We start from the raw sequence: 17,617 nt of genomic DNA on the forward strand, positions 1-17,617 counted from the left end.
GTGCGCTCGCACGATGGCGGAATCGATCCTCTGCATCAGATCATGACCCACTGACATATGTTTTTGGTGCCAGGGCTGTAGGGGGACCTCGCACAATCGCGGTATGACCAACATCGTCGACGCAGCCTGGCACAAGGTCCTGACCACTTACGGCGAACCTTCCCGACCGGGAGAACCACCGCTTCTGAAGCCGTTTGCGAAGCTGGTGCGGGTAGCGCATGCCGAACCGCTGCTTCGTCAGCTACACCCATGGACCGGTATGTGGGAGCTGCACTTCAGCAGATGCACGGAGATGAACTACACCTGGGACATCCCGTATATCGGCACGCTCAGAGACGGCCGGTACTACATCGAAGGACCAAGCCGAAACAGCCCGCGGATCGCTGAGACAGACAGCGCGCAGGCTGCAGTGGCGATGGTCGTCGATCGTTTGCCGCCAGGCTGCGGCCCGGCCTTCATCGGCAACGCAGGTGAACTGGCCGCCCAGGAGAAGGCAAGAGACAGCCGGAACCTTGGCGGCATTGAAGACGGGTCCTAAGCGTGTTGCAGAAGGTTGCGTCTGGGCAGGTCGGAGCGGGTTTCGGGGTCTGCCTGCTCACGCGGCCATGGCGAGGTTGTGCATGTGGGCGACGGCCTGCACCGCGTGGTGGAGGCCGTTGCCGCGTTGGCGGCAGTCGCGGAGGACCTTGTAGTGCTTCATACAGGCGAAGGCGTGCTCGACGCGGGCCCGCAACTTGCGGTGCTCGGCGTCGTCCTCCTCCTCGCCAGGCAGGAGGGCTCGTCCGGAGCATTTGCGGTGCGGGACGACGAGCCCGGCATCCCCCTGCCGGTCGTGACCGCCGACGATGCGGCCCTCCCCGCACACGTCACCGCGCCGGCCTCCGAAGCCGGGGAGGGCTCCTTCCTGGGCCGGAAGCCTCTGATCGTCGACGACCTCCTGATGGGGCATCCCGACGACGGCCCCGACGACGACTACCTTCTCTACCAGGACCAGGACCAGGACCGGGGCTGGCTGATCATCGCTGTACGCGCGGACGACGGCCAGAACCAGTTCGTGCTGTTGCCGATCACGCACCTCGAACGCCCCAGCCCGGCTGCCCGGATCCTGCGCAACTACGCGGCGCCTCGCCCACAGCCCTGATGGGCCCGCCTGATCACGGTGGTTACCTTCCAGCGCGTAACGGAGCTGCTTCCGCCTGGACGGGACGGCGGCCGGTCCCGGGCATGGGGCGCCAACACACCACCCCCGTCATCCCTGTGACTCCCGGTGCGCGGCCCGATAGTCTCTGCCTCACCTCACGAGCCTCCTAACTCAGTTGCCCGGAGGTTCAGTTCACGACCGAGGAGCATCATGCCGCTGTCTGAAGGGCAAGCCCTGTACACAGTCGAAGTGCCGCTGGGGAGCGGCGGCGAGGTCGTACGAGTGCAGGTGAACGACTGCGGGGACGACGTCGTGCGCGTCGGCCGCGGCAGTCGTGCCCTCACCCGGGCCGAGCAGTCCCTGGAGCAGATGCTGGATGTCGTACGGCCGGTCGCGGACGCGTTCGTCGGCCGCTGCCGTGGCATGCTCCGGCCGCCTGACGAGGCGACCCTGGAATTCGGCATGTCGCTCTCGGCCGACGCGAAGGTCCTCATCGCGGGCTCCTCTGCGGAGGCCAACTTCTCCGTCAGCCTCACCTGGCACAGCAGCCCCGCCGGTTCGGACACGGTGCCGGAAGCCGAGCCCGGCCCGGATGCCGCGGGCCGAGGCCCTGCGGGCGCCCACGCCTCCGGCGGCTGAGCCGCGCGGGTCGGGCCAGGATCCGCCTGCGCACTGCCAGCACCCTCTCGCTCTCCTTACCGCTCCGAGGAGGCCCTGTGTACGACCAGGACGAATCCGGCCCAACCTCGGTTGGGGCCGGGCACGGCGAACATGAGGATGCCGACACCATCCTCGCCGCGGGGACGGTCCGCCTCCGTGACGGGCACGGCGACTCTGCCGGGACCGGTTTCCTCGTCGGCGACGGGCTGGTCCTCACCTGCGCCCATGTGGTGTGCGACGCTCTCGGGAAGCCGCGCGACACCGAGGTGCTCGCCGGCGCCCGTGTCGCCCTCGATCTGCCTCTCCTCGCAGGACCAGGAGTCCCGGGGCATGACATCGAAGCAGAGGTGGCGCACTGGGTACCGATCCGGGAGGACCGGGGCGGCGATGTGGCCGTGCTTCGGCTACTCGGACCGGCACCGGGGGCGAGGCCGCTGCCCACCAGCCTCTCCCGGCGCCTGTGGGAACACGGGTCCCGCGTCGTAGGCTTCACCGGGGCCTCCGACCGGCCCGTGTGGCAGCGGGGCAGTCTCCTCGGCCCTGCCGGGAAGGGCTGGGTACAGCTGTCCCGGGCCGACGGCCAGACGGTCCGTGTCACCGGCGGGTTCAGCGGCAGCCCGGTCTGGGACAACGCTCTCGGCGCCGTCGTCGGCATGATCGTGGCCGCGGAGCCGGCACGCGACGACCAGCAGGCGTACATGCTGCATCTCGGGGCGCTCGCCGACGAGATCCCCGCTCTCGCCGGCGCGCTCTTGGCCCCGACACCGTTCCGTGGCCTGGAGCCCTTCCGCGAGGAGGACACCGATGTCTTCTTCGGCCGAGAGGAGGATACGGAGACAGTGGTCAGGGCACTGCGCGGTGACCACGCGGCGGTGACCTTGTGCGGGCCCTCCGGGTGCGGCAAGTCCTCCCTCGCCCTCGCGGGGGTGGCGCCCGTGATGCGACGTGCCGGCCACGAGGTGGTGGTTGTCAACTGCGGCCGCACCTCCCGTCCGGTGGGTGCCGTGGCGGTCGAGCTCCTCGAACTGGCGCGCCAGGAACGGTTCGGACCCCCGCGGGCCGTCGGCGTCGAGCGGGTCGTGGCCTGGCTGACCGGGGCGGGCCTCGCGGACACCGTCCACCGGCTCACCGGCAGTGCCACCACCGACCTCCTTGTCGTACTGGACCAGGCCGAGGCCCTGCTCGACCTGCCCGAGGGGGACCTCACGGCTCTCCTCTCGGTACTCTTCCCCGCCCGACGCACCGCCGGAATGCGGGTGCTGTTCACTCTGCGCGCCGACTTCATCGACGCGGTCCTCAGCCACGATCACCTCGGCCCGGTGCTGAAACGGGGAGCCGTCCTGCCGCTGACCCCGATGACCCGGGAGCAACTGCACGCCGTCATCACCCGCCCCGTGGACCGCGTCCCCGGCGTCTCCTACGAACCGGGGCTGGCCCGCCGCATCCTTGAGGACGCCGGCAGCGAGCCCGGTGCCCTCCCCCTGCTCTCCTTCGTCCTGCGGCATCTGTGGGAGGAACAGTCGGGCGGCCGCCTGAGGGTCGACGCGTACGAGAGGGCCGGCGGTGTCTCCGGCGCACTGCGCAGGCACGCGGAGGAGGCATGGCGAAAATACGTCCCGCCCGTGACCGGGACCGGCTCCCCGCTTCCCGCAGACACTCCGGACCCCGCGGAGACCATCACGCACGCGCGACGGCTCCTCGCCGGACTGGTGCGAGTGGTGCCGGGCAGCGGCGCACCCGCACTGCGGCGGGTGTTGACCCGTGCGGAAGCCGGCGAGCAGCGCTGGCGCCTGGCCGTATTGTTCGCCGGGAAGGACGAGCGTCTGCTGGTGCTCCACGGCGGGGCCGGAGTGCCGGAGAGTGTGGAACTCGCCCATGAGGCCCTCATCAAGGCCTGGCCGACTCTGTCCGAAGTGGTGCGCGAGGACCGGGACTTCCTGGCCGCGCGCACGGAGTTGCAGCACGACCGGGAACGCTGGGAGCGGGAAGGCTGTGCCGACGAGCTCCTGCCGCGAGGTGCCCATCTCGCCTCTCTCGAGAGCCGCCTCGCGGGGCGCACCGCCGACCTGACCACGGCTGAGAGCGACTTCCTCGACGTCGCAGACCGGCAACGCCGCGCCGTGGAGCAACAGCGCCGTGCCCGGCACAGACGTATCCGATGGGCATGGGCGGCCGGCAGCCTCGCTCTGGTACTCATCGCCACATTGAGCGTCTTCTTCGTCCAGGAGTCCCGGGTGAGCAGGGAACGGGCGGCGGAAGGCCGGTCCAGGACGCTGGCAGTGCAGGCGGACGAACTGGCCGAGGCCAACCCCGCTCAGGCCGCTCTGGCCGCGATCGCGGGCTACGACACCTCCCCGACGCAGGAGGCCCGCAACGCGCTGATGCGACGGTACTCGGAAATGATGAAGGTACGTTGGGTCCTGTCCGGACTGGATTCCGACATCGACCAGGCGAGTATGAGCGCGGACGGCAGGGTGACCCTGGTGACCACCGTGGGCGGCCGCGCGACCCTGTTCCTCCGCTCCGACGACGGACGAGTGCGACTGGAAAACCTGCGGCTGCCCCGGAAGGTCCGCAACCCTCAGGTGAGCGGCGACGGCCGGAGAATCGCCTACTTGCGCGAAGCCGACGCGCTCCTCGCCTGGCACGAGGTGACCACTTCCGGGAAGCACCTGGCAGGCCCGGCCCACCTGCTCCGGCACTCACAGGCACGGAACAAGGAAGGCGCCGTCCTCGCGGTCAAAAGGTCCAGGTTCTCTCCCGACTCGCGGTTCCTGGTGGAAGCCTCCCAGGTGTCCGGAGGACTGCCTCTCCTGGTGTGGGATCTCTCCAGCGGCCGGGCTCACGAAGTACCGGGGGCCATCACCGACGTGCGCTGGATCTGGTTCGGCGCAGATAGCGGAACCCTGGTCGCGTGGAAGGGGCTCAGTTTCGAATCGGGAGGGGGAGAGCGTTCCTCTCTGCTGGTCATTGATGTCGCCACCGGGTCCGTCCGTGAAGTGGCCCATGACTTCTACTCCATTCCCGAGGTCTCCTGGGACGGGAGAACGGCCGTCGTCTGCCAGAAGAAGGGGGAGAACGTCCGTCTCTACCAGGCCATCCGGGTGTCGGACGGCAGAATCCTCCGCAGCCAAGGACTCAAACAGTCGTCCTGCCAGAAACCGGAGTTCGACACCACCAGCCGCTACTTCGTCGTCCAAGGGGCCGACTCGGGTGACTGGTCCCGTATCGCGATCCACGGCGAGGCGGCGCCCGAACGGTTGGCGCCCCGTCAGCAACTCTCCACTTCGATCGGGGTCGAACGCCTGCCCCTCCTGATGTCCGGGTCGGAAACCGTGATGCCGTTCGCGGAGGGCCGCACGGTCACGGGCGTCAGCATGTCCGTCGGTCCCTCCAGGCCGGCATACGGGTATCCGGTGCTGCTCGGTGACGGTGACCGGATGCTGGTCCGCAGCGATGGGGGCAAGGCGCTCCGCATCGTGGAGACGAGGCCCGGGGCCCGCACGATCGCCCGGGTCGAGACTCCCGGAACGCCGCCGGCCGAGGAGCAGCCCCTTGTCACCGACAAGGAGGAATCCCTGGTGGCGGATGTCTCGGACCACAACAGGATCACGGTCCGCGCCCTGCCCTCCCTGCGTCGACTCAGCCAATTCGCCGTGTCCGCGCCGCCCCTCGACGAGGCGACCGGAAAACCGGGCACGATCGACATCATGTTCCAGAGCGACGACAGGGTGGCCACCTTGTCGGGTTCGGTTCTCGAGTACTGGGACGCACGGCAAGGGCGCCGACTCTCGTCCGCCATAAAACTCCCCAGCCTCGGGCTCAGTAGCGCCGAGGCCCCGTTCTTCACCATGGGGGCCCATCCGGACCCGGCATATGTCACGGTGAGTGTGCAGGGAGAGCCCGACGTACACACCATCGACCTGCGGACGGGAAGGGAGGACCGGAAGCAGCGTATCCGCCTCGCCGAGGACCTGCTCACTGCGGAGTATCTGCCGGATACGCGCTACATGGCGGTGCTCACCACCGGCAGGATCGTCGAGATCTGGTCCGTGGAGAAGGGGGCACCGCCGAGAAAGGTGCTGGGGCCGTTCGGACCGCTCCAGCCGCATCGCTGGACCATGGGGTCCTCCGGCAGATCCGGGTTCTTCCTCGCCTACGAAAGCACAATGGTCCGTCTCCGGGCCGACGATCCCGAGCATCGGGACACCTTCGTGTTCTCGAAGATCCAGCGGTTCCTGGACGCTACCAAGGACGGCAGGACCCTGCTGAGCATGCCGGTGGAGGGTGATCTGGACGACCCGTCCGGCCCCGGAGGCAAGTTGACACTCTTCCGGATCGACCCCGCGCTCTGGAAGGAACACCTCTGTCGTGTCATCGGCCGGGAGCTCACGGCCGACGAACGCACAGCTCTCTCCGGGGAGCTGCCGGAGAGAAGCTGCCCCGACCCCGCACAAGGCTGAGGCCGGATCTCGTCTTGCGGGCGGCCTCCTCATGCCTTTTACGACCTCTGCCGCCATGTAGGCACCTCGGCGACCGACTCGCTGAAACTCAGCCCAGTCAACGGGGCTGTCCAGGATGGGGCCGACGCCGTGAGCACTCCAGTCACAGCAAGATCATGGCGCCGGCCGATGGCCTGTTGCACTACCGGGTCCTCATGCCTGCACCGAGAATGGCTGAGGAAGCGATCCCGCATACCTCCGCCGCTACCCTGGGTGCGACCTCGATGCAGGGGGAATGGTCGGAAGAAAGGTCCGTCGGGCTGCGGGAACGCTGACCGTCACGGATCTGCTCCGGCATCCGGGGCGTCTCATCGAGCAGTTCAACGGGGTTGCTCGGCCTCGCGCCGAGGCGGACGTCGCAGCGTTGCATGCGGGAGAAGCTCACGAGGTCGCGGCGTTCGCCCGTGACGGCCATCGCTTCCGGCAGGGGTCGTCGATTCTGGATCCTGCCGCAGCATCGCCAGTGGTGTGGAAGCCGTTTCGACTGCTCGGCGGAACCGGCGAAGGCATGGCCTTGATTGCTCCGTTCCACATTCATGGGGCGGGCCGGTCGCCGGCCCGGGGAGCGCCGCCGACGCGAGTGCACCTTCCAGGCGGCACTGCCACCCCTGACGATCGCGCTGAACCGCCGGGATGCGCTCGCGCTCGAAGCTCTGGACCAGCTGTGCACCCTGAGTGGGAGCACCCCTGGGGTCTTCGTGGACCTGGCGGAGTACTTCGCCCGACGCGGCTGGAACGACGCCGACGTCTGGCAGATCATGAGCCGGCTCTCCGGTCTCGGCCTGGCCCACCAGCTGGTGACCACCCAGCACCCATTCAACCCGCCCAGCTACAGGGCAACACCGGACGGCATGAGGAAGAACATGGCGAACTCCGGCCGCAGAGCCAACACCTCAAACGTCAGCATCACCCAGCACACCCATCAAGGTGATCCCACAGTCACAGCGGTCTTCGGCACCGGCAACGCCACGACGAACCAGTACCGCCAAGGCGAGGTCCGGGACGTCCACCAGCAGGTGGTGGAGCGGCTGCGCGCGGAGGCCGCCCAGGCTCCGACGGCCGAAGCGGATACCGCCGCGAGCCACGCGGACAACCTGGAAGCCGCCCTCAACGCCGCAGACGCGGACGCCCGCGACGTGGTGCTGGGCCGAATTCAGCGCTTTGTCCAGACGGCAGGCAGCGGATTCCAGGCCACACAGCAACTGCTCACCCTCCAGGGCCTGCCCGGCTCCTGAAAGGTCATCGGCGACCTCAGCACACGTAGTGCTGCAACTGTCGTGCTCAGAGTAGATGTCGGTGCCGCGCAGGTTTGTGTCACTGCCCCTGGCACGTCGTAGACGGACAGTTGGTGGGGCGGCGAGCGGGGCGCCGGCACCGGGCCGGCAGAGCACGTCCTCGGCGGGCAGGTTCGCCCGGAGGGCTTCGCCGACGTCGGCGTTGGCGGTGTCCGGGTGGGCGCCCGGCCATACCCATGTCAGGCTGCAAACGCCGGGGCCGTGCCGCCCGCTCAGGTGGACCGGGGCCGGGCTGTGGTGGCGGAGCTTGAGGTAGCACGGTCCCTCGCCGGCCCTCGAAGCCGCGGTGACCGTGCCCGCGTTGAACTCCTCAGCGTCCGGCAGCCAGTGCACCCGGCTGCCGAACAGGGCGGGGACCGTCCCTGCAGGCGCGGGGAGCAGATGACGAGGGGGTTGGTGCCGGTGGGTGGGTCGGGACCATCCCCGCAGGCGCGGGGAGCAGCAGCCGGAGGGCCGACTTCACGACGGTTGGTCAGGAACATCCCCGCAGGCGCGGGGAGCAGACTCCGTGACCTGTAGTTCTATCCCACCTCCAAGGCTGCTTGCACCACTTTCACCGAAACCGACAAACCAGACACCACTCCCGCGTCTTCCCTGCACGCGAAGCAGTTCTGGACCCTGGCGCAAGTGGCCTTGGCGTCGGGACCATCCCCGCGCGCATGGGAAGCCCACTCAACGACGGCCAGTGGGCGTAATTCCTCCGACGCCCGACGAAGCTCGCGGTCGCAGGCCGGCGGCCTGCCTCCGGCCTGGCCGCGCCGCAGGCGGTTGGCCCCCTAGTCCACTCGCTCCGCGATCACCGCCCGGACATCCCGCCTGCGCAGGATCTGGCGGATTGTCTGCGATGACCGCTGCGGGCCTGAGGCGGGGACGCCGGCCCGGGGCACCCTCAGCACGTTCATGACCTCGCCGAAGAGGGTGGAATCGTTGACGTTGCCAGGCGCGACGACGACTGCCAGGGGCAGGCCCCGGCCGTCGCAGGCGAGGTGGATCTTCGTCGTCACTCCGCCACGGGACCGGCCCAGCACCTGGCCAGCCGACGGACGTGCCGGATCTTCCAGTTCGTCCCCTCCGCCGCCCTCCCTTTGCGAGTATCGGTAGCGCGTGCTGGTCAGCCCGGCTGATCGTGGAGTCGACCGACAACCTCCACTCCACGGCTCCGACGGACTCGTCGCGGACCTGGGCTTGTTCGGGCAGGCGGGCCCAGGTTCCGGCCCTCTCCCAGCGGGCGAACCGGTCGTAGGCCGTCTGTCACGGCCCGTAGGGCATTCACGGAGATATTCATCGTCGTACTCACGTACCACTCACGCAGGGCGCTGCGTTCACTTTCTGCAGGATCTCGACGTTCATGCACCCATTGGTAAGCAAATTCCCGAACCTCTCCGCCCATCCGACGCTTCAGGTGGTTGAAGGGGCTTCGGCTCCTGAGGTGGGTGTGAATGTTGCCCGGGAGGTCTTGTGGCGCAGCGTCCATAGGCTTGCCCGACGGGGCCCGATCGGGTTGCAGCTGGGCCGGCTGCCCCTCATGGCGCCACGAGCCCAGAACGACTCGGCGGCACATCGCCGACCTGCTGCACCCCGGCGCCGACCGTGCTCTCCGCCGGTCGCTCTCGGCAAGGCGCGGCCACCGGGCGCGGGGCGACGGGAACGGTGACCGCCTGGCACAAGGAGGGGCGCCCGCTGGAGCTGGGATCTCGTGAAGGGGGAAGCCGAGCAGGTCCTCCGCCCTGTGGTCCCATCGGACGATGACGCGTCACCGCGCATCGGTCGCCGGCGGTACGCCCGGGCCGACCGGGTCGGCCCGGACCGGGCACTCGGTGGCAGCCGGACGTACCCGCACCGCCGTGACCTTGCACTCCGGGCACGAGATCACGGTGTCGGCATCGGACATGCCTGTGCCAAGGGCCGCTTCGCGTACGGATACCTGACCTCGGCCGAGCGTCTCACCGAACCACTGGTCCGCCGCGACGGCGTTCTTTCGCCGACGAGTTGGGACGCGGGCTGCGTGCCGCCGTCCGGCAGGGTGGCCCCGACGCGGTCGCCGTGATCTCGTCGGCCCGCGCCACCAACGAGGAGAACTACCTCGTCCAGAAGCTCCTGCGGACCGTCATCGGCACCGACAACGTCGACCACTGTTCCCGCCTCTGCCACGCCCCCTCCGCCGCCGGACTCACCGCCTCCTCCGGGCGCGCCGGCGGCACCGACCCCTTCGACCACGTCGAGACCGCGGACTGCCGGGGCCTGGCCTTTCGGCGGCGCCGCGCACCGCGCGGCCGCAGTGTGGCGCTCTCGATGCGCGTGATCGAGTGGGTGTGCCGGGGCCCGTCCGGCCCTTCCTGGACGACCGACGTCGAGATCACACTCGGAGGGTGGCAGAGAGCCGCGCCCTCGGGCCGGTGGCTTGAGGCTCGTGTCGAGTGGAGGTCACGATGACCGTCTCCCCGTACACCGTCAGTGACGTGATGACCCACACCGCCGTCGCGATCGGCCGTGACGCTCCCTACAAGGAGATCGTCGCGCTCATGGACCAGTGGAAGGTGAGTGCTCTTCCCGTCTTGGAGGGGGAAGGGCGTGTCGTCGGGGTCGTGTCGGAGGCGGATCTGCTGCCGAAGGAGGAGTTCCGGGATGTGGAACCCCGTCCTGAGGAGTTCGGAGCGGCCGCCAAGGCCGGGGCCGTGCGGGCCGGGGAGCTCATGTCGAGTCCCGCTGTGACCGTCCACGCGGACGCCTCGCTCGCGGAGGCGGCGCGGATCATGGCGAGGCGGAAGGTGAAGCGGCTTCCCGTCGTCAACGGAATCGGCATGCTGGAGGGCGTGGTCAGCAGGAGCGATCTGCTCAAGGTGTTCCTGCGGGGCGATGAGGAGATCGAGGCAGAGGTCCGCCGGGCCCTGCTCGGCGGGGCGCCGGCCCTGGCGGGCCTCGACGTCGCGGTCGTGGAAGGCGTGGCCGTTCTGCGCGGCGAGCTGTCCGATCGGGCTCTGGTGCCGCTGGTCGCCCGGGCCGTACGGGCCGTTGAGGGCGTCGTCGACGTACGGATAGAGCTCGGTACCCGTGAAAGCGGATCCTGACGGACAATCCTTGTGAGGGGTGGGCGGGTACAGCGGGTACATACGGACATAGAAGGATCGCCATGACCGATCACCCCGCATTCGGCACCGCGACCACGCGGGTCTTCCTCGTGGACGACCACGAGGTCGTCCGTCGGGGACTGCGTGACCTGATCGACGACGAGGCCGACATGGAGGTCGTCGGCGAGGCGTCGACGGCGGATCACGCGCTTGCCAGAGGGCCTGCCCTGCGGCCGGACGTGGCCGTCCTGGACGTACGCCTACCCGACGGCGACGGCATCACCGTCTGCCGGGAGCTGCGCGCGCGGATGCCGGACCTCGCGTGTCTGATGCTGACCTCCTTCGACGATGAGGACGCTCTGCTCGACTCGATCATGGCCGGGGCGGCGGGATACGTGCTCAAGCAGATCAAGGGCGCCGACCTGGTGTCGGCGGTGCGAACCGTGGCGGCGGGAGAGTCGATGCTCGACCCGGCCACGACCGCCCGGTTGATGCACTCGCTCCGGGACCCCGAAGCGGCGGGGCCGCCGGAGGACGAACGGCTCGCGGCGCTGTCGGAGCGGGAACGGTCCGTCCTGGACCTGATCGGCGAGGGGCTCACCAACCGGCAGATCGCCAAGCGGCTGTATCTTTCGGAGAAGACGGTGAAGAACCACATCTCCCGGCTGCTCGGCAAGCTGGGCGTGGAGCGTCGTGTCCAGGCGGCCGTGATCTCCGCCCAAGTCCACGAGCACGAGCACGACTCCCACGGGAAATAGCATCTCCTACTCGTCCGACGCCAGCGGGATACGCCATTCGAGCCGGGTGCCGCCCCCAGTACCCGGCCGCGCCCGAACCGAGAGGGCTCCGCCCAGTCCCTCGGCCCGCTCCGCGAGGTTGCGCAGTCCGCTCCGGGGGCAAGCCGGGGCGATGCCGACGCCGTCATCATCCACCGTCACCGTCAGGAAGCCGTCCTCGGTGACGACGGACACCTCCGCCCGTCGGGCCCGTGCATGGCGAGCCACGTTCGCAAGTGCCTCACCGACGACGGCGACGACTTGGTCTGCCGCCTCCGCCGGGACGTCGGTGTCCAGGTCGTCGATCGCGCGGTTCAGACGGTCCGCCGCCTCCGGGTGATCGACGAACCGGCGGGCACTCCGCAGCGTCATGCCGGTGGCGAACAGGCGTCGGATCGCGATGCCGGCGGCGACGGCCAGGGGCGTGACCACCGCCTCGTCCTCGGCGTCGAAGTCCGTGCCGCCCCGCTTCTCGGTGAGGTAGAAGTTGCCGAACACCTCGTCGCGCACGCGGATCGGGACGCCGAGGAACGTGTGCATCGGCGGGTGGTGCGCCGGGAAGACGTACGAGGAGGAGTGGGCGGACAGTTCGGTGAGGCGCAGGGGCTGCGGGCTGCGGGCTGCGGATGAGCTCGCCGAGGATGCCGCGTCCTGAGGGCAGCGCACCGATCCGCTCACGTGTGTCGGCGTCGATGCCGATGGGCACGGACTCGGGGAGCCTGCGGCCATCGCCGATCACACTCAAGGCGCCGTACTCGGGGTCCCGTTCGGCCATCGGCACCTCCGGTGGCGTCGGGCACACGGACCGCACCCGTCGTTCCCTTCGCTTCACCGTTCACCGTAGTCCCGGTGCGCCGCCGACCGGTCCTGCCGGGATCGGTCGGCGGAACGCGGTGCGGACCAGGCGTGCCGCGAAGAATCCGGCCGGCGCGCATACCGCGGCGATGCCGACGCCTGCCCAGCCGAGCGGCTCGGTCTCCAGGACCGACCGAAGGAAAGGCACGTACAGGGCTGCGGCGGCCAGGAGGGCGGAGGCGGCAACCGAGATCGGCAGGAGCGGGTTCTTCCGGGTGAGCAGCCGGGCACGGAGGCCGAGCACGACGCCTAGCTGCGCGGCGAGCAGGGCGAGGAAGAGCACACTCTGCCAGGGCAGGCCGAGGGGCTCGGGCGGCGAGGCCGGCACCGAGGGTGACGGTGGTGACGACGGCGGCGAGGAGGAGCAGTCGCTGCCACGCGCCACCGCCGAGGATGTGCTGGTCGGGCGGTCGCGGCGGTCGGCGCATGGCGCCGGGGACCGCCGGTTCCGCGCCCGTGGCGACGCCGGTGAGGCCGTGGGTGAGGAGGTTGATCCAGAGGATCTGGCCGGCGCGCAGGGGCAGGGGCAGCCCGAGCAGGGGGCCGGTCAGCATGACCAGGATCTCGGCGGCGCCGCCGGACATCCGTAGATCAGGAAGCGGCGGATGTTGTCGTAGACGCGCCGGCCCTCCTCGATCGCGGCCACGACGGTGGAGAGCTCGTCGTCGGTGAGGACCAGGTCGGCCGCCTGTCTGGCCACCTCGGTGCCGCGGGCGCCCATCGCGACGCCGATGTCGGCCCGGTGCAGGGCGGGCCCGTCGTTGACCCCGTCGCCGGTCATGGCGGTCACCGCGCCGCGGGCGCGCCACGCCTCGACGACGTCCAGTTTCTGCCGGGGGGTGGTGCGGGCGAGTATCCGGACGGCGGTGAGGTCGCGGACGCGTCCGGCCGCCACGTCCGCGCCGGTGACGACCTGTCCCTCCGTCTCGCTCCGGTCTCCCAGGAGGGCTACGCGGGTCGCGACCGCCCGTGCCGTGGCCGGGTGGTCGCCGGTCATGAGGACGGGGGTGATGCCGGCGGCCCGGCAGGCGGCGAGGGTGGCGGCGGCGTGCGGCTTGGGCGGGTCGCTGAGGGCGACGAGCCCGAGGAGTGTCAGCCCCGTGTCCGCCGCCGCGACGGGGTCGGGCAGGTCGTCCCGTACGCCGGAGGCCACGGCGAGTACCCGGTAGCCGCGCTCGGCCAGGCGGGTGGCCTCCTGCCGGGCGTGTTCCCGGGCCTCCGGGCGATCGGAGAGAACGGCGGGGTCGAGTACGGATTCGGGTGCGCCCTTCAGGCAGACGACGACCCGGCCGTCGCCCGCCGCGTGCAGCGTGGTCATGCGTTTGCGCAGGCTGTCGAAGGGGGCCTCCGCGATCCGGGGCCGGATCGCGGACAGTGCGGTCGCGGGCGGGCAGCCGGCCTTCACCGAGGCCGCGAGCAGCGCGGCCTCCATGGGGTTGCCCAGGGCCGTCCAGCGCGCGTCGGGCCCGGCGGCGGAGTCCGGTGGGCGCAGTGTCGCGTCGTTGCACAGCACCGTCACGGTGAGGAGTTCCCGTACGGACGCGAGTACGTTCTCGTCGGCCGGTCGGCCGGCGGCCAGTGCCTCGCCCTCGGGCTCGTAGCCCACGCCCGTGAGTTCCACGCTTCCCTGCGGCGTCCAGACGTGCTGCACGACCATCCGCCCCTCGGTGAGGGTGCCCGTCTTGTCGGTCGCGAGGACGGACACCGAGCCGAGTGTCTCCACCGCCGGCAGTCGGCGCACCAGGGCGTGCCGGGCGACCATGCGCCGGGCTCCGAGGGCGAGGGCCAGCGTGACGACAGCCGGGAGGGACTCGGGGACGGCGGCCACCGCCAGGCTGATGGCCGTGACCGCCATCGTGCCGAGCGGGAGTCCTCGCGCGATCCCCAGGGCGAAGACGAGGACGCACAGGGCGAGGGTCACGGCGGCCAGGACCCGTCCGAGCGCGGCGAGGCGGCGTTGCAGCGGGGTCGGTTCACGGCGGTCGTCGAGCAGCGCTGCGATGCGGCCCAGCGCGCTGTCGGGGCCGGTGGCCGTGACCGTGGCCACGCCCCGGCCCTGTACGACGACCGTCCCCGCGCTCAGTGCGTCTCCGGCGGTCTTGTCCACGGGCACCGACTCGCCGGTGAGCATGGACTCGTCCAGGAGCAGGGCGAACGCCTGGACGAGCCGGGCGTCGGCCGCGACGATGTCGCCCTCCCCGAGGAGCAGCATGTCACCGGGGACGACGTCCGCGGCCGGGATGTCGCAGGCGGCGCCGTCGCGCTGTACCCGGGCGTGTGGCGCGCCCAGCTCCGACAGGGCGGCGACGGCGTTGTCGGCCCGGATCTCCTGCGCGACTCCGACGGTGGTGTTCACGACGACGACCAGCGCGATGACGATCGCGTCGGGGTGGTCGCCGATCGCGAGGGTGAGGACGACGGCACCGAGCAACACCATGATCAGCGGGTCTCGCAGCTGGGCGAGCACACGGGCGCCGAGTCGGACCGGCTGCCGCGCGGTCACCTCGTTGGGCCCCTCGGCGGCGAGCCGGCGGGCGGCCTCCGCCCCGGTGAGGCCCGTTGCCTCACTGGTCGGCGCGGTCGCGGAGGACGTCATGTCGGACTCAGAGGACGTCATGTCGGACTCATTCGCCGGGAACGGTGATGACTGGACAGTGGGCGCGGTGGAGCAGTCCGTGGGCGACGGAGCCGACGCGCATCCCGGTGTATCCACCGTGGCCCCGGCGGCCGACGACCAGGGCCAGGGCGTGCTCGGCCACCTCCGCCAGGGTCTCGACGGGCGAGCCGATGATCACCTCATGGGTGACGCGGACGTCGGGGTACTCGTCCGCCCGTCCTGCGGTCGTCTCGGAGAGCAGCCGGCGCTCCGCGTGGAACAGGGTGTCCCCGGTGTGCAGGGTGAAGACCGGCGGCTGCCAGACGGCGATGGTCCTCAGCGCGCAGTGCCGGAGGTCCGCCTCCTCGAAGGCCAGGGCCAGAGCGGCCCGGGAGGACTCGCTGCCGTCGACGCCGACCACCAGGTAGGGCGGGTCCTGCGTGCTGTGCTCGGCGTCGCCCACGACGACGACCGGGCAGCGCGCCTGTGCGGTGACCGGGAGCACGAGAGAGCCCGCGCTGAGGAACTCCTCGGTGCGCCGGAGGTGCCGGGAGCCGAGTACGACCATGGCGGCCTCCCGGGACAGGCCGGCCAGCACCTTCGGCGGAGGTCCGTCGAGGAGTGCCGTGGTGACCCGGACCGCGGGCTGTCGGTCGTGCGCCCAGGCGGCCGCGGCACGCAGTGCTTCCTCCCCGGCGGCCGTCCGGGCGAGATGCCGAGGGGTGTCGTCGACGTGCTGCGTGTGGTGGGGCGGCGCGACGCCGACTATGAGGTGGAGGGTGAGGTCGCGCCGACGGGCTTCGTCGGTGGCCCAGGCCAGTGCGAGACGCCCGTTCCTGACGGGGTCGATGCCCATGACGATGTCACGGCGCTTCGTCGTGCCGGTCATGATGTGCTCCCGTGTCCGGGGCCGTGCCGGGGGATGAGTTCCACCGGGCAGTGAGCGTGCTGCAGCAGGCTCAGGGTGGTCCGGCCGAGCGTCGGTCCGAGGTATCCGGGCGCTCGCCGGCCGCCGACGACCAGGAGGTCGACGTGCCGTGACGCCTCGACGAGCGCTCCCGGCACGCTGTGGCTCTTCTGTCCCTCGGCGTCCAGCCGAAGGTCCGGGAACTCCGCCCGCATCCGGTCCGTGACCTGCGACAGGGCCCGCACATGCTCACGGGCGGTTCCCTCGGGACCGCCGCGCAGCACGGCCCGCGCACCCGGGTACGGCACGGAGCCCCACACGTGCAGGAGCCGCAGCGGCACCTTGCGCAGCAGGGCCTCGTGTGCGGCGGCGCGGGCGCAGCCGACGTCGTTCTCGTCCCGGACGGCCGCGAGTACGGATCCGGTCTCGGCGGGCTCCAGGTCCCCGCGCACCACGACGACGGGTGTGGTGGCACCTGCCGTGGCTGCCAGTCCGACCGAGCCGAGCAGGAGCGAGGAGAAGCCGCCGCGGCCTCGGTGTCCGACCACGATCGTGCCGCTCAGGGCAGCGGCTTCGCGCAAGCCGGCGGTGGGGGCGCCCCCGCTGAGTTCCGTGACGACCGTGAGACCGGGATGGCGGCCCACGAGCTCCGCGGCGGTCCGGTCGAGCAGTTCCCGGCCTGCCCGCCGGTACCGGTCGAGCTCCGCCGGGGAGAGGGTCGGGGGCGCGGTGTCGGTGTCCGTCGCGTGGACCAGGCAGAGGACGCCGCCGCGCAGCACCGCCTCGTCCGCGGCCCATGTCGCCGCCGCCTGCGCGGAGGGTGATCCGTCCACGCCGACGACGACCGTGCCGAGGCCGGGACGGCCGGTGGTTCCGTCCATGGCTCCTCCTCGCCCGGTCCGCCGGAGTCCCGTCGGTGGCATCCGGTCGGAGGGGCTGGTGTTCTCACCCTGGCATGGGGGTGCCTGTGCCCGGAGGGCCGCTGGGGGCAAGGGAGGGACCAAAGGTCCCTTCCGTCCGCGCGAGTCCCTTCCGTCCTCGCTGGCCCCTTCCGTCCGCGCGGGTCCAGTCGGTCCCGACGCTGGGCCGTTCGGCCCTCGCCGGGCGCCGGATGGGAGGCGGAGAGTGAGGTGGAAGGAACCAGCCACCAGGCCCGCTCGGAAAGGAGGCGTGGTGATGAAGCACCTGAAGGTCGGCAGCCTGATGACCGACGACGTGGTCTCCGCCGTCCCGGACACGTCGTTCAGAGAGGTGGCGAAGCTGCTCGCCGAGCACGACGTCAGTGGTGTGCCGGTCGTCGACGAGGACGACCACGTCGTCGGGGTCGTCTCCGAATCCGATCTGCTGGCTCGTCGGCAGCTGACCGCGCGGGGGCTCATGACCGCGCCGGCGGTCACGGTGCACGCGGAGGAGAGGGCAGCCGACGCGGCCCGCATGATGGTCCGCCGTGGAGTGGAGCGTCTCCCCGTCGTCGACGAGGAGGAGCGGCTGGTGGGCATCGTGACCCGCCGCGATCTGCTGTGCGTCTTCCTCCGCCCGGACCCGGAGATCCGCCGCCGCATACGGGAGGACGTCCTGGCGGGCGCCCTGGGCCTGAGCGCCGACGCGGTCGACGTCCATGTGCTGGACGGCGTGGTGACGCTCGAAGGACGGGTCCGGCGCCAGAGCCAGGCCCGCACCCTCGCGGGTCTCGCCGACCGGGTGGACGGCGTTGTCGCCGTCGTGGACCGGCTGTCCGTCGACGAGGACGCCAGGCGGTTCGCCTCCCCCGCGCACAGCCGGCACGACAGCACCTGGTGACCCCCGCACTCAGACAG

Annotated in this window: 12 protein-coding genes and 5 pseudogenes; 9 read left to right on the forward strand and 8 right to left on the reverse strand. The window is 70.7% G+C overall.

The genetic code is table 11. From position 1 onward, the window contains the following. Positions 1–103: 103 nt before the first annotated feature. Positions 104–538 (forward strand): DUF6193 family natural product biosynthesis protein, encoded by a 435-nt coding sequence (locus AB0Q96_RS34955; protein WP_365332647.1) that lies wholly within the window; start codon positions 104–106, stop codon positions 536–538. Positions 539–595: 57 nt separating this feature from the next. On the opposite strand, the pseudogene AB0Q96_RS34960 reads toward AB0Q96_RS34955, so the two are convergent. Next, positions 596–820, reverse strand: a pseudogene (locus AB0Q96_RS34960) (transposase family protein); the annotation flags it as partial. Here AB0Q96_RS34960 and AB0Q96_RS34965 point away from each other — a divergent pair. The 4 genes from AB0Q96_RS34965 (at position 713) to AB0Q96_RS34980 (ending at position 7,538) form a co-directional block, all read left to right on the forward strand. Then, positions 713–1,141, forward strand: coding sequence for a hypothetical protein (locus tag AB0Q96_RS34965; protein ID WP_365332743.1), 429 nt, complete (start codon positions 713–715; stop codon positions 1,139–1,141). The pseudogene AB0Q96_RS34960 and the gene AB0Q96_RS34965 sit on opposite strands and share 108 nt — an antisense overlap. A gap of 210 nt (positions 1,142–1,351) precedes the next feature. Further along, on the forward strand, positions 1,352–1,780 hold the full coding sequence (locus AB0Q96_RS34970; protein WP_365332649.1) for a CU044_2847 family protein: 429 nt from the start codon (positions 1,352–1,354) through the stop codon (positions 1,778–1,780). A gap of 77 nt (positions 1,781–1,857) precedes the next feature. Next, the gene (locus AB0Q96_RS34975) at positions 1,858–6,264 is read left to right on the forward strand and encodes a trypsin-like peptidase domain-containing protein (RefSeq protein ID WP_365332651.1); all 4,407 of its coding nucleotides are present in this window, start codon (positions 1,858–1,860) and stop codon (positions 6,262–6,264) included. A 557-nt stretch (positions 6,265–6,821) separates the two neighbouring features. After that, positions 6,822–7,538 (forward strand): hypothetical protein, encoded by a 717-nt coding sequence (locus tag AB0Q96_RS34980; protein WP_365332653.1) that lies wholly within the window; start codon positions 6,822–6,824, stop codon positions 7,536–7,538. A 980-nt stretch (positions 7,539–8,518) separates the two neighbouring features. Here AB0Q96_RS34980 and AB0Q96_RS34985 read toward each other — a convergent pair. After that, a pseudogene (locus AB0Q96_RS34985) lies at positions 8,519–8,623 on the reverse strand (transposase); the annotation flags it as partial. 869 nt (positions 8,624–9,492) lie between these two features. Here AB0Q96_RS34985 and AB0Q96_RS34990 point away from each other — a divergent pair. From AB0Q96_RS34990 to AB0Q96_RS35000, 3 genes and pseudogenes are all read left to right on the forward strand, one after another. Continuing rightward, positions 9,493–9,800, forward strand: a pseudogene (locus tag AB0Q96_RS34990) (molybdopterin-dependent oxidoreductase); the annotation flags it as partial. 227 nt (positions 9,801–10,027) lie between these two features. Further along, positions 10,028–10,666: a CBS domain-containing protein gene (locus tag AB0Q96_RS34995; protein ID WP_365332656.1), complete on the forward strand. Its 639-nt coding sequence runs from the start codon at positions 10,028–10,030 to the stop codon at positions 10,664–10,666. Between the two features lie 62 nt (positions 10,667–10,728). Continuing rightward, positions 10,729–11,424: a response regulator transcription factor gene (locus AB0Q96_RS35000; protein ID WP_365332658.1), complete on the forward strand. Its 696-nt coding sequence runs from the start codon at positions 10,729–10,731 to the stop codon at positions 11,422–11,424. A gap of 6 nt (positions 11,425–11,430) precedes the next feature. Here the strand turns inward: AB0Q96_RS35000 and AB0Q96_RS35005 are convergent. The 6 genes and pseudogenes from AB0Q96_RS35005 to AB0Q96_RS35030 form a co-directional block, all read right to left on the reverse strand. Next, positions 11,431–12,205 (reverse strand): annotated as a pseudogene (locus AB0Q96_RS35005) (GAF domain-containing protein); the annotation flags it as partial. A 72-nt stretch (positions 12,206–12,277) separates the two neighbouring features. Next, a complete protein-coding gene (locus AB0Q96_RS35010; RefSeq protein ID WP_365332660.1) occupies positions 12,278–12,625 on the reverse strand; it encodes a cation transporting ATPase C-terminal domain-containing protein in 348 nt (115 codons plus the stop codon). A gap of 46 nt (positions 12,626–12,671) precedes the next feature. Next, positions 12,672–12,881: pseudogene (locus AB0Q96_RS35015) on the reverse strand (cation-translocating P-type ATPase C-terminal domain-containing protein); the annotation flags it as partial. After that, entirely contained in the window at positions 12,845–14,914 is a 2,070-nt protein-coding gene (locus AB0Q96_RS35020) for an HAD-IC family P-type ATPase (protein ID WP_365332661.1), read from the reverse strand. The pseudogene AB0Q96_RS35015 and the gene AB0Q96_RS35020, both read right to left, overlap by 37 nt. A 7-nt stretch (positions 14,915–14,921) precedes the next feature. Next, entirely contained in the window at positions 14,922–15,782 is an 861-nt protein-coding gene (locus AB0Q96_RS35025) for a universal stress protein (protein WP_365332663.1), read from the reverse strand. Then, complete coding sequence (locus AB0Q96_RS35030; protein ID WP_365332665.1) at positions 15,779–16,681, reverse strand: universal stress protein; 903 nt, start codon at positions 16,679–16,681, stop codon at positions 15,779–15,781. The genes AB0Q96_RS35025 and AB0Q96_RS35030 overlap by 4 nt, the downstream gene beginning before the upstream one ends. A 295-nt stretch (positions 16,682–16,976) precedes the next feature. On the opposite strand from AB0Q96_RS35030, the gene AB0Q96_RS35035 reads away from it, so the two are divergent. Then, complete coding sequence (locus tag AB0Q96_RS35035) at positions 16,977–17,600, forward strand: CBS domain-containing protein (protein WP_365332668.1); 624 nt, start codon at positions 16,977–16,979, stop codon at positions 17,598–17,600. Positions 17,601–17,617 lie beyond the last annotated feature (17 nt).

The organism is Streptomyces sp. NPDC093111 (assembly GCF_040683955.1).
Classification (GTDB): Bacteria; Actinomycetota; Actinomycetes; order Streptomycetales; family Streptomycetaceae; genus Streptomyces.